Source organism: Marinomonas foliarum (genome assembly GCF_003337275.1).
GTDB classification, from domain to species: domain Bacteria; phylum Pseudomonadota; class Gammaproteobacteria; order Pseudomonadales; family Marinomonadaceae; genus Marinomonas; species Marinomonas foliarum.
Genome location: NZ_QPJQ01000011.1, coordinates 14376 through 26624, shown reverse-complemented (window position 1 = coordinate 26624; position 12249 = coordinate 14376). Strand labels below are relative to the sequence as shown.

Sequence of the window (12249 nt, the reverse complement as noted above, 5' to 3'; positions counted from 1 at the left end):
AGTCACTCGGTAAAGTGCTGTATTGTATATGTGGTTATTGTAACCCCGACGGCAAGGCTCTGGTACTGCTTTGTCCTTTCTATTTGTGTGCCATGACACGATTTCGACCAGATTCTTTGGCCAGATAAAGCTGTTTGTCTGCACGGGAAAATAAAGATTCTGGGTCTTCTTGTGGCTTAAGTTCTGCCACACCTATTGATACCGAAATCGATACTGGCTCACCTTGCATGTTGAAAGGGGTTTTTTCAACGGCAAGGCGTATCGCTTCAGCGCGCTGGATAGCTTGCTCAATGTTTGCTTCTGGAAAAATGATAACGAATTCTTCGCCACCATAACGAAATATGTGGTCTTGTTTTAATAAGATGCTGCGTATTTGCTTGGGAACAAGGCGCAGTACTTTATCACCAGCAAGATGCCCCCAAGTGTCATTGACCTTTTTAAAATGGTCAATATCACAAACCGCTAAACAAATCGGTTTTTGTGTTTTTTGCATGATTTTGCAAAGGGGTAAAATGGCATCTTGATACGCAGTGCGATTGGGCAAGTCTGTCAATGAATCAGTCATCGCTTGAGCAAGCTTTTCTTGTAGTAAAGAGCGCAATGAGGCGGTGTCTTTCTCCATTCTTGTGACTTTATTTTTAAGCTGAGTAATAGACTGATTAGCGTGCTTTTCTTGTTCCAGCATTTGAGTACGGTACTCAGTCATGGTGCTTGAAATCGTTGTCATTTTCTCGTTGATAAGGGATTTCAGACTGTCTAAATCGCTGGCATCTTGTACGGCCTGAGAGGTGTCTGTAACTTGCATTTGTAGTCTTGTATTAAAGCCTTCGCGGCTTTCAGACAAATTCTTTTGAGAGTTATAGCTGTTACTGATCGAATCATTGATACTGGCAAGTTGTTTATTTAGCTGATTTAGATAGTTCGTTAAATTTTCTTGGGTTTTCCCTATGGCGACCATGATCAAGTTGATGATTTCATCAAGCAGAGCGGGCAGTTGTTGTAGGTTTTTGTTACCTACTAATGCTTTTTTAAGGTCGGCAATATCATCATCGTAATGGCTTGGAAGCATTAAGTTATTCATTAAGCCAGCAAGAGTATGGCTTATTTCTCCCATGACTTCATGATCATTTTTTGAGACGGCAGTATCTGTCTTAGAATTGAAGAAACTCTTAAAAAATGAGCTTTTAGGCTTATTAGAATCAGTTTGAGATAAGGTCTTTTCGGCTAAGGATAGAAAGCCTTTTAATAGTCCTGGCCATTGTGAAGACGCCTGCCAATGCATGCGTATTTGGGCCTCTAGTTGTTTTTTTTCATTTTGCGGAACGTTTTTCTGTTCTTGTTGCTCAAGAAGGTCGATCAGTTCTTGTAAACAGTTTCGGACTTGTTTTGCTCTAGCCAATTGAGCCTCATCACTTTGAATAAGCAGAGGTTCTGCGTCATTGAGCACTGCTTGTATTTCAGTGGCATTGGCGCCTTTGGTGATTGCCAAACGAATTTGGCGTACAACGGAATCCAGTTTAGGGTCATTTCCTTCGGCCAACATACTGGTTCTAGAAACGGCCTTGCGCAAAACTTCGATCAGTTTTTCACTTGATGATTCCGTCATATCGCCTCATTAAAATTATTTTTGACGTTCTTTTTCTATAAGAAAATCAACGACTTTGAAAATATTCTCGTTGCCGTTTGCTGTCTCGGCACTAACCAAATATTTACCGTTTACAATTATCCCTGGAACACCACGCGCACCATAAGCGCGAATCTTCGCATCGGCTTGGCTTAGGCGGCTATTAACCGCAAAAGAGTTGTACTGTTTGCGGAACTCATCTTCGCTTACTCCATAGTTGGCAAAGAAACTTGCCAACGCATCTTCAGAGTTTAGATTACGACGTTCAACATGGATAGCATTAAAGATATCTGCACGAACTTTATCTTCAATACCAAGTAAATCAGCGACATAGAAGGCTTTAGCATGAGCTAACCAGCCTCGGCCAAAAACAGCCGGTAGGAATTTAAAGTCGACATCGCTAGGAACATTTTTTTTCCAAGCCTGAGCGATTGGCTCAAGTTTGTAACAATGTGGGCAGCCATACCAAAAAATTTCAGTAACTTCGATTTTGCTGGGATCGCTAGTACGAACGGGAGTTTTAATTGTGGTGTAGCCATTGCCATCACTGTAGTCTGCTGCGTTTGCGGTGAGTGAGACAAATAAGGAAAGTATTAGCGCTGAAAACAGCTTTATCATGGGTTGCTCCTGATCGTATTTAATCGTTGTATTAATATTTAATGGGTATGTGTATATCATGCATAGAATTACATAGAATACGATTATTTCAACCAACGAAGGTTCTGCTTTTCCAGTAAGTTTACATAAAACTTACAACATTAAAGCGTATTGATCGATAGTTTTCAGGTGTTTCCTGTAAAATCTTGTATTCGATCAATGTTGCTCACCTAGATTTTCTTTGTTTACCGCTGCTTACTGAGTTTAACATGGCATCTTCTACTGATTGCTGGCATTATATACAGCAATTGAAATAACGCTGAATGCAAATCCGAATCTACTGACGAATATCAACTTATGACCCCTTTTGACTCCACTTTCCAATCCGCGCATTTTATTAAAAGTGCAGAGAAACTTTCCCAATGTCCTTTAGACCAAGGTGTCGAAGTCGCATTTGCAGGTCGCTCTAATGCTGGTAAATCTACTGCGTTAAATACCCTTACGAATCAAAAAAAATTAGCACGTACATCAAAAACACCTGGTCGAACTCAGTTGATTAACTGCTTTGGCCTGAATGTTGATGATCGTCGTCTTATTGACCTTCCAGGTTATGGTTTCGCAAAAGTGCCGATTGCCATGAAAAAAGTGTGGCAAGCACACATGCAAGATTACTTGATGAATCGTCGTTCTTTGGCGGGCGTCGTTTTAGTGATGGATATCCGTCATCCATTAAAAGAGTTTGATGAAATGATGCTGGATTGGGCAAAATCCAATCGTATGAAAGTTCATGTGCTATTAACTAAATCTGACAAGCTAAAGCGTGGTCCTGCTAAATCTACTATGTTGGCTGTACAGAAAGTTCTAAAAACACTGGGTGTTGATGGTTCAGTCCAAACCTTCTCTTCTTTGAATGGCGATGGTGTTGATGATCTACGTACCAAGTTGGCAGAATGGCTTGTATTAGAAAATCTTGAAGAGATTCCTGTTTCGCCAAACGCATAATATAAAACCCTTGTTCGACTGCTGTGGCCAATAACAAGTTAAGAATAGACTCTTCTTGATCTTGCCCACGACATAGCACCAAAAGGGTTTAGTACTTTTAAGACATAAAAAAAGCCTTGTTAGAGGCTTTTTTTATGTCTGTTAGGTAGATTTCTGTATTTTATTGCGGAGTTAAGTAGTCAACCAAAAAGGCATCAAAGTCCACTTCGTCCGCTGCTTCTATGGCTGCTTGGTCATGTAAAGAGCGCTCTGCTTTTTGCGCAAACTCACTCGTTAATTCAGCAGATAAAGGGCAAGACATCCATTTGGCTTGTTGCTCTTTCGATAATGCTAACATGGCATTCTGATAGCCTTGTTGTGCTTTACTGAGTTCCAGCAGCTGAGCTGACGGCAGTTTAGATACGTCGCTTAATTTTTCTCGTTGAACTTCTACTGCATTTTTATAAGCAGGGTTGCCTGTTTTACTAGATAGAAATTTCGCGACTTCTGTTAGAGAGTTCAGCATGTCTTCTGCTTTGGTACGAAGCTTAGTTGGACCTTGACCGAAATCGAAATCCATATCTAAGTCACGGCCATGAGATGCAATTTCTTGCTGCATAATACGAAGTTGACTGCATTCTGCGCTGCCTAAATGCTCATCGCCACGTAACATGCAATAGAGCAAGAAAACATCAATGAAGTACAAGGTTGAAGATTGCATGCCAATGGGTGAACTAGGATCCAAGTCCATGATGCGAACTTCAATATATTCGACGCCTCTGGCGTGCAAGGCTGCACTTGGGTGTTCACCTGGTTGGGTAACGCGTTTCGGGCGAATGTCGCTGTAATACTCGTTTTCAATCTGCAGCAGATTGCTGTTCAGTTGTCGGTATTGCCCGTCAACTTTTACGCCAATATCTTGATAGCGCTGATAGGGTGTGCGCAGCGCTTTTTTGATAGTGCTAATATAAGTGTCTACTTCGTTGTAACACACGTATAAGTCGGCTTGAGCCTTGTTTTGATAACCAAGGTCGCTCATGCGAAGTGATGTGGCTTTTGGGCCGAACCAAGTATTTTCTTCAAGTTCATTTAAGCTATCAGGCTTTTTAGGTAAAAAGCTTTCATCGATCGCCGGTGAAGCCCCAAACAGTAAAGACAGCATCCAAGAGCTACGGCGGAAGTTACGGATCAGTGCAAAATAGTTGTCCGATTGAAAAGCTTGCTTCTCAGAGTTAGATAGGTTCGATTTGCCTTTGTGATGCTCTAAAAACGACCAGAAATCCTTATCGAAGGAAAAGTTATAATGCATGCCTGCAATACATTGCATAATGCGACCGTAGCGATTGGATAAACCCTCACGATAAGCGCGCTTTAACTTGCCTGTGTTGGATTCACCATAATACGCAATAGGGACATCGTCATTGCCATTTAAATAGCAAGGCATGCTAGCAGGCCACAAACATTCGTCTTGCTTGAAGAGCTCGTGGTTTACTAAATTATGAATGTCTTCTAGCTCTTGAATAACTCCTTCAACGCTTGGGTGAACGCCAGTAATAAACTCCATCAAGGATTCAGAGTAATCTGTCGTAATCGAGCTATGCGTCAATGCCGACCCTAAGCTTTTAGGATGAGGCTTGTGTGATATGCGGCCTTCAGAGTGTTCAACTCGCAGTGCTTCGCGCTCCACACCACGATGAAACGTTAATGCAGAAGTCGTGGCAGCTTGTTGGCAATGTGCAGCCAGCGCTTGCAAGGCATCGGTTAAGGTGGTCAAGAAGTCTTCCTTCTATTAAATAAGGCAAAATTAAATTTTAAGGATTGTACTCGGCAGAGCTTATTCGCAGCAAGCAGCAGATGCCTTGTGCACAAAAAATGCTGACTTCTAGAACATATATATAATGAATCTGTCGCGCTAAGACACGATCTACAAAAATACAATTACCTGTAGATCGGTCTTTAGATCAACAATTTTCACTAGATGAATGGGTTATAGACGCATTTCGATGCCAGCATCGGTCATACGCTGCTTGGCTTCTTGAATGCTGTATTCGCCAAAATGGAAAATACTGGCGGCCAATACGGCGTCGGCTTTACCTTCAATGACACCATCTACAAGGTGATCTAAGTTACCAACACCACCAGAAGCAATGACAGGTACATGCACAGCTTCACTAATGGCACGAGTAACACCAAGGTCAAAACCATTTTTCGTACCGTCGCGGTCCATACTGGTTAACAGGATTTCTCCTGCGCCGTATTCGACCATTTTCTTGGCCCACTCAACCGCATCCAAGCCTGTTGGCTTACGTCCGCCATGGGTGAAGATTTCCCATTTGTCTGTTTCGCCTTCGGCACTGACTTTCTTAGCATCGATAGCGACAACAATACATTGAGAGCCGAAGCGCTGAGCCGCTTCACGAACAAATTCAGGGTTAAATACCGCAGCGGTATTAATACCAACTTTATCCGCGCCAGCGTTTAGCATGCGACGAATGTCTTCGCAGGTGCGAATACCGCCGCCAACAGTTAGGGGAATAAATACTTGGCTGGCAATGGCTTCGACCATATGAACAGTGGTTGCTCGGTCATCTGAGCTGGCGGTGATGTCTAAAAAAGTAATCTCATCCGCGCCTTGCTCGTTGTAACGTTTGGCTACTTCAACAGGGTCACCAGCGTCACGAATATCAACAAACTGGACGCCTTTTACAACGCGGCCATTGTCCACATCAAGGCAAGGAATAATACGTTTTGCTAAGCCCATAAAATGGCGCTCCTAGAATCTAATATACTTCTGTCTAAACAAACTAATCGTTTGTTGTTATGGCTTGCCATTCCACTGAAGGAAGTTTTTGTACAACTGAAGACCGTCTTTATGGCTTTTTTCTGGGTGGAATTGCACAGCGAATACATTATCGCGGGCGATTGCCACACAAAACTCTAAACCATAGTCACAGGTACCCGCCACTTCGCTTTTGTTCTCTGGCACAACATAAAAACTATGAACAAAGTAAAAACGAGCATTATCTGGGATATCAGTCCAGAGAGGGTGGTTAATGGTCTGTTTAACCTGATTCCAGCCCATGTGTGGTACTTTAAGCTTGCTGCCATCATGGTCGATGTGTTTCTCACCAAAGAACAGAGCGTTGCCCTGAAAATGGTTTAAACAATCAACACCGCCGTTTTCTTCACTGTGAGACATCAAAGACTGAATGCCGACACAAATAGCAAGAAAAGGTTTTTCAGCCATGGCTTTTTTAATGCTAGGAACAAGCCCTGCGTTGTGCATTTCACCGATACAGTCGCGAATAGCGCCAACACCAGGTAGCAGCACCCGATCAGCGGCATCAATCACCGCAGGGTTACTGGTGACAATGACAGACGTGTTTTCATCGGCTGCGTGTTCAAGGGCTTTGGCAACCGAGTGAAGGTTGCCCATGCCGTAATCAATAACCGCGACGGTGGATTTTTTCATCTCACTCATACTCTTACTACTCACTCCAAGAGAATTTTACAGAGAACCTTTAGTGGAAGGCATTTGCCCTGCCATGCGTTCGTCCGCTTCTAGTGCCATGCGTAATGCGCGGCCAAATGCTTTGAAAATGGTTTCCGCTTGGTGGTGAGTGTTCTTACCACGTAGATTGTCTAGGTGCAGTGTAACTTTGGCGTGGTTGATAAAACCGTGGAAGAATTCAGAGAACAAATCTACGTCAAAACCACCGACAGAGCCACGAGTGAAAGGCACGTGCATTTCTAGACCTGGACGACCAGAAAAGTCGATAACCACGCGAGACAAGGCTTCATCTAGAGGAACGTAGGCGTGGCCGTATCGTTTGATGCCTTTTTTGTCGCCAACGGCAATCTCAAACGCTTGGCCTAATGTAATCCCCAAATCTTCAACGGTGTGGTGAGCGTCAATGTGTAGGTCGCCAACCGCATGGATGTCTAAGTCAATCAAGCCATGACGTGCTACTTGCTCAAGCATGTGATCAAGGAAAGGAACGCCTGTGACGCAGTTGAATTTACCGGTACCGTCTAAGTTAATCGACACCTTGATCTGAGTTTCAAGCGTATTACGCTCGACACTGGCAATGCGATCTGACATTGATTGAGTTCTCCACAGTGATGGTGACGAATGGTCGCCACGTTTTTGTATAATAAGAGCATGACATAATTTCCCCATTATAGAACGTGGGCTCTTTAGCTTCTATGCTTTGCCTAGGTGTTTTTTAATGAGTTGTCGCTATTGCATCGATAAACACTTAGTTCGAATGCTATGATAAGGCAGATTTTAGAATAGTAACCCCACCCTGACCTTCCCTTATTAAGAAAGGAGAAGGAACTTCTGGCTCCTCCCCTTGTTAGGAGTAGGCTCGGAGGGGGAATTTAATAAGGAGTTTGTCATGGTTTGGATAAAGCGACTTTCACTGTTGGTGGCTGGTTTATTGGCCATTATTGCTATTTTGTTGGCGTACGTAATGCTGTTCGTCAATCCAAACGACTTTAAAGACGAGCTCAAGAGTGTTGCACTAGAAAAAGCCAATGTTAATTTGCGTTTAGATGGTGATATTAGCTGGTCGTTTTTTCCTTGGTTAGGTCTTAGCTTAGAAGATATTGGCGTGGCGCTCGGTACGGACGCTGAAATAGTACAATTCGATCGTGCAGAATTTGGCTTGGCTATTTTGCCGTTATTGGAGCAAAAAGTTCAGGTCAACAAGGTTAGCTTGGTAAATGTCAAAGCGCGCTTAAATAAAGATGCCCAAGGCCAAGGTAATTGGCAGTTAGAAACGGCTGAAGAAGTGAGTGGTTCGGGTTCCACAGGCTCTAATGCGCCAACAACAGCATCTGCTAGCTCTGAGCAGGCAAATGATGAAAATGACGCCATCAACAAAAAGCTACCAGATATCCAACTTGATGAACTCCGTATTGAGAATGCTCAAGTTGAATACCGTGACGAACAAACCAATCAGCTCATTAATGCTACGCTAAATGTGCAGCTTAACGACGTTCAGTGGGATAAAGCATGGCCAATGGTTATGGATGTCGCCGTCACACAAAGTGATTTGCAAGGGCAGTCTCCCATTAAAGCCAAAGCAACACTTAATGCCAACCTTGCGGTTTTCCCAGAAAGAGAGTTTTTGACACTGGATTCTTTGGTGTTATCCGCTGATGTGGAAAGTACCGCGTTACCTACAAGCCCAATTAACGCTAAGCTTAGTGCCGTAAAAGTTGATGTCGACTTACCACAAGAAAATGTCTTGATAGACGGGTTAAATTTGAGCTCTTTTGGTGTCAATTTGGATGCGAAGATTCAAGCTTATCAAGTGCTAAGTGAGCCGCAATTTTCTGCTGTGTTATCAGTAGGCGAGTTTAATCCTCGTTATCTTCTGACGCGTTTAAAACTTCCTCTGCCCGAGATGTCAGATGAAACCGCGATGACCAAAGCGCGAGCCAATATAACTGTTGAAGGCGATTTGAATTCGATTATCGCTCAGCCTATTTCTATTGCGTTGGACGACACCAATATTGAAGCGAATGCCGTGGTAGATTTATCGCCGTTGCGCTGGGACATAAAAGTAGCGGGTAAAAATTTGAATCTTGACCGTTATTTACCTACGCCTATTGAACCTAATGAAAATGGCTCAAAAGAAGCCATTACTGAAGCGCAAATTGAAGAGAAAGCCGCTGCCGCTGCTGGAGAGTTGATTCCGGTTGAGTTGATTCGTGGTTTAAATGGTCATGTTGGTTTGACATTTGAAGGGCTGACCGTCAAAAAACTAAAAATTGATAAGATCACCTTGGATTCAACTCAGCAGAACGGTCTAGTGACTGTGTCTCCTCTGAATGTTGCCTTGTATAAGGGAACGGTATCGTCAAAAGCTAGCCTAGATGTGCGCGGGAAAACGCCCATATTGGATGTGTCGCCAGCGATTGATGGCGTGCAGATTCAACCTTTGTTAATGGATTTCATGGAGATGGACAAAATTGCAGGGTCAACTTTTCTAAATGGTGACCTTAGAGCCAAGGGTAATCGCATGGATGACTTGATTTCATCATTACAAGGCGACTTGTTGATCGATATCAGAAACGGTGCCTTGGTAGGAACTAACTTGACCAAAACAGTGTGTGAAGGCATAGCCGCCACGCGCAAAGAACAGATCAATGAACAGCTCTTCGGTAAAGATACACCATTCGAAACTATGCGTTTTCCAGCTCATATTGTGAATGGCCGGGTCTCGACTCCAGGCTTGAAAATCAGCTCGGCAGGTATTCAAGTAACAGGTGATGGCGTGGTGTCATTGCCAGATTCGTCGTTAAATTATCAGGCGAACGTAGGTGTGGCAGGTAGCGCATTAGACAAAGCATGTCGAGTGAACGAGAAACTGACTAGGCTGGCCTTTCCTATTGTTTGTAAAGGGCAGTTCAGTGACGATCCAGCAGGGTTGTGCCGCCCAGACCTAAAAGGCTTTGCTTCCCTCTTTGCCAATATCGCGAAAGAAGAGTTAACGCTCAAATTAGATGAAGAAAAAGCTGAGTTAAAAGCAAAAGCCGAGGCGGAAAAAGCTCGACTAAAAGAGAAAGTAGACGCTGAAAAAGCACGCTTAAAAGCAGAATTGGAAGAAAAGCGTAAAGCGGAAGAAGAAAGAGCAAAAGAGAAACTAAAAGATAAATTAAAGAACTTGCTCTAATCACGGGTTGATTAAAACGAAGCTTGTTTAGTATTTGTTACGTGAGATATAAATGCAGCCAGTTGAAAATTTTGCGCCTCGTGTTCTAGCGTGGTTTGACGAACATGGGCGTAAAAGCTTGCCTTGGCAAGAAAGTAAAACACCGTATCGTGTATGGATTTCTGAAATCATGTTGCAGCAAACGCAAGTGACGACAGTGATTCCTTATTACCACAAATTCATGACGTCTTTCCCAACAGTAGGAGCATTAGCTGAGGCAGAGCTGGACGAGGTGCTCGCCCACTGGAGCGGTTTGGGCTATTACGCTCGTGCTCGTAATATGCACAAGGCGGCAAAAATGCTGGTGGATGAGTTCGACAGTGAATTTCCTCAAACAGTAGAAGGCGTATGTGAATTGCCCGGAATTGGCCGCTCAACGGCTGCAGCGATTTTATCTATTTCCCGTGGTGTTCAGGCCGCGATTTTAGATGGCAACGTAAAGCGGGTGTTGGCGCGTTTTCATGCGGTACCTACTTGGCCAGGCGAGAAAAAAACCGAAAATGTCATGTGGGAATTAGCTGAACACTATATGCCAAGCGAACGCTGTGGTGATTATACGCAAGCCATGATGGATCTAGGAGCGACGCTCTGTACGCGCTCCAAACCGCAATGCTTGCTCTGCCCATTACAAAGCGATTGCCAAGGTCGTCTTAGTCAAGACCCTACACAATACCCTATCCGTAAACCGAAAAAAGCAGCTAAGCCAAAGAAGAGTATTCAGCTTTTGGTATTGATGAATCAGCAGGGTCAATGGTTATTAGAGAAACGTCCTTCTACAGGTATTTGGGGCGGCCTTTGGAGCTTGCCTGAGTTGGCATCTGACGAATCAGTGGTGCTGCATATTGAGCAACGATTTGCGACGCAGGTTTCTGCTGTAACACCCTTGTCATCTTTTAGACATACGTTTAGTCATTATCATTTGGATATTTCGCCAAGCCAAATTCAGATTACCGAGACAAAACAGGTAATGGAAGGTGAAAAATATCAATGGTTTAATCAACAAGATGCCATGGCGCAAGGGTTGCCTGCGCCGGTTAGAAGTATTTTGGAACAGCTAACTTAACTAGGAATAGAACGACAATGACAGACAAAAACCTCTCTTATTTAAAACGTGTATCAGAGGTGTTTCTCTCTTTCTTCATGCTAGGCTTCACCAGTTTTGGTGGGCCTGCCGCTCACCTAGGTTATTTCAATCAAACTTTCATTAAGCGTAAGCAATGGGCCAGTGAAGCCCAATATGCCCAATGGATCGCCTTGAGTCAGATTGTCCCAGGGCCTGGTTCGAGCCAAGTAGGGTTTGCGTTAGGTTATCATCGCGCTGGACTGTTGGGGGCAATCGCTGCCTTTGTTGCTTTTACTCTACCATCATTTGTTGTCATGGTGCTGTTAGCGCAATTTGGCCATCATTGGCAAGGTCATGTCTGGTTTGATTCTGTGGTCCATGCTCTGAAGCTTTTGGCTGTGGTGGTGGTTGCCGACGCTTGCGTTAGCATGTGGCGGTCGTTTTGTCAGAGTAAAACCATGGCGGGAGTCACGGTTGCTAGCGCTGCATTTGTTATCTTGTCACCTTTTGGTTTCGCTAGCTTAGCGGTTTTATTAATGTCCGTATGTTTTGGTGTTATAACACGACATTCTGCTGGGCCTACAGTCACCGAACCTTTGCCTAAGGTACGTTTTGCTTGGTTTTTTTTGGGTGTGGCGCTGGTGATATTTGTGGTGAGCTTTTTATTAAGCAGCGGTATTACCGGATTGTTTGCTGATTTTTATCGAGCGGGGGCCTTGGTCTTTGGTGGTGGGCATGTGGTCTTGCCCATGTTAGCGACTTTTGTGCCTGCGTCGGAATCGGATTTGCTGTTAGGCTATGCGGCTGCTCAGGCGGTGCCAGGCCCTATGTTCACCATGGCGAGTTTTCTCGGTGCATCTGCGACACCAGCAGGCGCTAATGCTTGGCTTTGGGCTGGCATGGCAACCTTAGCGGTATTTTCGTCTGGGTTGCTACTGATGTTAAGTGCTCAAGGAGCATGGCAGCGTTTGTCTTGTCACGTTTTGTTTCGTTCGGCAGTCGCAAGCTTGAACGCTGCAGTGGTTGGGATTCTTTTAGCGGCCTTATATCATCCCATTGGCACATCAAGCTTGTTGAGTGTTTGGGATGTGGTAATAGTCGGGCTCGGGTTTATTTGGCTAGTGTATAAGCGACCGTCGATCTTTGTGTTGATTCTTGTGTTTGTGCTTGTTGGGTTGGCTAGAAGCCTTTAAGGATTACCCCCTCCCAGTCTCCCTCTTAGCAGGGGGAGGAGCGAATAGTTTTTTATCTCGTTTTAT

Annotated in this window: 10 protein-coding genes; 4 read left to right on the top strand and 6 right to left on the bottom strand. The window is 44.1% G+C overall.

All coding sequences use genetic code 11. The features are described from left to right. Positions 1-79 precede the first annotated feature (79 nt). Positions 80-1606, bottom strand: a complete 1527-nt coding sequence (locus tag DFP77_RS07740; protein WP_114411714.1) for a GGDEF domain-containing protein — start codon at positions 1604-1606, stop codon at positions 80-82. 15 nt (positions 1607-1621) lie between these two features. Further along, positions 1622-2242: a thiol:disulfide interchange protein DsbA/DsbL gene (locus tag DFP77_RS07735; protein WP_114411713.1), complete on the bottom strand. Its 621-nt coding sequence runs from the start codon at positions 2240-2242 to the stop codon at positions 1622-1624. A 336-nt stretch (positions 2243-2578) separates the two neighbouring features. On the opposite strand from DFP77_RS07735, the gene yihA reads away from it, so the two are divergent. Continuing rightward, on the top strand, positions 2579-3223 hold the full coding sequence (gene yihA, locus DFP77_RS07730; RefSeq protein ID WP_114411712.1) for a ribosome biogenesis GTP-binding protein YihA/YsxC: 645 nt from the start codon (positions 2579-2581) through the stop codon (positions 3221-3223). 160 nt (positions 3224-3383) lie between these two features. Here the strand turns inward: yihA and gshA are convergent, their stop codons facing one another. The 4 genes from gshA to hisB form a co-directional block, all read right to left on the bottom strand. Further along, positions 3384-4976 carry a glutamate--cysteine ligase gene (gene gshA, locus DFP77_RS07725; RefSeq protein WP_114411711.1) on the bottom strand — a complete coding sequence of 531 codons (1593 nt, stop codon included), beginning with the start codon at positions 4974-4976 and terminating at the stop codon, positions 3384-3386. A gap of 213 nt (positions 4977-5189) precedes the next feature. Further along, positions 5190-5963, bottom strand: a complete 774-nt coding sequence (hisF, locus tag DFP77_RS07720; protein ID WP_114411710.1) for an imidazole glycerol phosphate synthase subunit HisF — start codon at positions 5961-5963, stop codon at positions 5190-5192. A gap of 57 nt (positions 5964-6020) precedes the next feature. After that, a complete protein-coding gene (gene hisH / locus DFP77_RS07715) occupies positions 6021-6683 on the bottom strand; it encodes an imidazole glycerol phosphate synthase subunit HisH (protein WP_114411709.1) in 663 nt (220 codons plus the stop codon). A 27-nt stretch (positions 6684-6710) separates the two neighbouring features. Then, entirely contained in the window at positions 6711-7304 is a 594-nt protein-coding gene (gene hisB / locus DFP77_RS07710; RefSeq protein WP_114411708.1) for an imidazoleglycerol-phosphate dehydratase HisB, read from the bottom strand. A 298-nt stretch (positions 7305-7602) separates the two neighbouring features. On the opposite strand from hisB, the gene DFP77_RS07705 reads away from it, so the two are divergent. From DFP77_RS07705 to chrA, 3 genes are read left to right on the top strand one after another with little or no spacing between them, the layout of a single operon-like run. Next, the gene (locus DFP77_RS07705) at positions 7603-9888 is read left to right on the top strand and encodes an AsmA family protein (RefSeq protein ID WP_114411707.1); all 2286 of its coding nucleotides are present in this window, start codon (positions 7603-7605) and stop codon (positions 9886-9888) included. A gap of 52 nt (positions 9889-9940) precedes the next feature. Beyond that, the gene (gene mutY, locus DFP77_RS07700) at positions 9941-10990 is read left to right on the top strand and encodes an A/G-specific adenine glycosylase (protein WP_114411706.1); all 1050 of its coding nucleotides are present in this window, start codon (positions 9941-9943) and stop codon (positions 10988-10990) included. A 17-nt stretch (positions 10991-11007) separates the two neighbouring features. Beyond that, complete coding sequence (chrA, locus tag DFP77_RS07695; RefSeq protein ID WP_114411705.1) at positions 11008-12183, top strand: chromate efflux transporter; 1176 nt, start codon at positions 11008-11010, stop codon at positions 12181-12183. Positions 12184-12249 lie beyond the last annotated feature (66 nt).

What these genes read in the sequence shown, in the direction of transcription:
- DFP77_RS07740 (WP_114411714.1), bottom strand. Translation starts at nt 1,606, where the DNA reads ATGACGGAATCATCAAGTGAAAAACTGATCGAAGTTTTGCGCAAGGCC.
- DFP77_RS07735 (WP_114411713.1), bottom strand. Translation starts at nt 2,242, where the DNA reads ATGATAAAGCTGTTTTCAGCGCTAATACTTTCCTTATTTGTCTCACTC.
- yihA (WP_114411712.1), top strand. Translation starts at nt 2,579, where the DNA reads ATGACCCCTTTTGACTCCACTTTCCAATCCGCGCATTTTATTAAAAGT.
- hisF (WP_114411710.1), bottom strand. Translation starts at nt 5,963, where the DNA reads ATGGGCTTAGCAAAACGTATTATTCCTTGCCTTGATGTGGACAATGGC.
- hisH (WP_114411709.1), bottom strand. Translation starts at nt 6,683, where the DNA reads ATGAGTGAGATGAAAAAATCCACCGTCGCGGTTATTGATTACGGCATG.
- hisB (WP_114411708.1), bottom strand. Translation starts at nt 7,304, where the DNA reads ATGTCAGATCGCATTGCCAGTGTCGAGCGTAATACGCTTGAAACTCAG.
- DFP77_RS07705 (WP_114411707.1), top strand. Translation starts at nt 7,603, where the DNA reads ATGGTTTGGATAAAGCGACTTTCACTGTTGGTGGCTGGTTTATTGGCC.
- mutY (WP_114411706.1), top strand. Translation starts at nt 9,941, where the DNA reads ATGCAGCCAGTTGAAAATTTTGCGCCTCGTGTTCTAGCGTGGTTTGAC.
- chrA (WP_114411705.1), top strand. Translation starts at nt 11,008, where the DNA reads ATGACAGACAAAAACCTCTCTTATTTAAAACGTGTATCAGAGGTGTTT.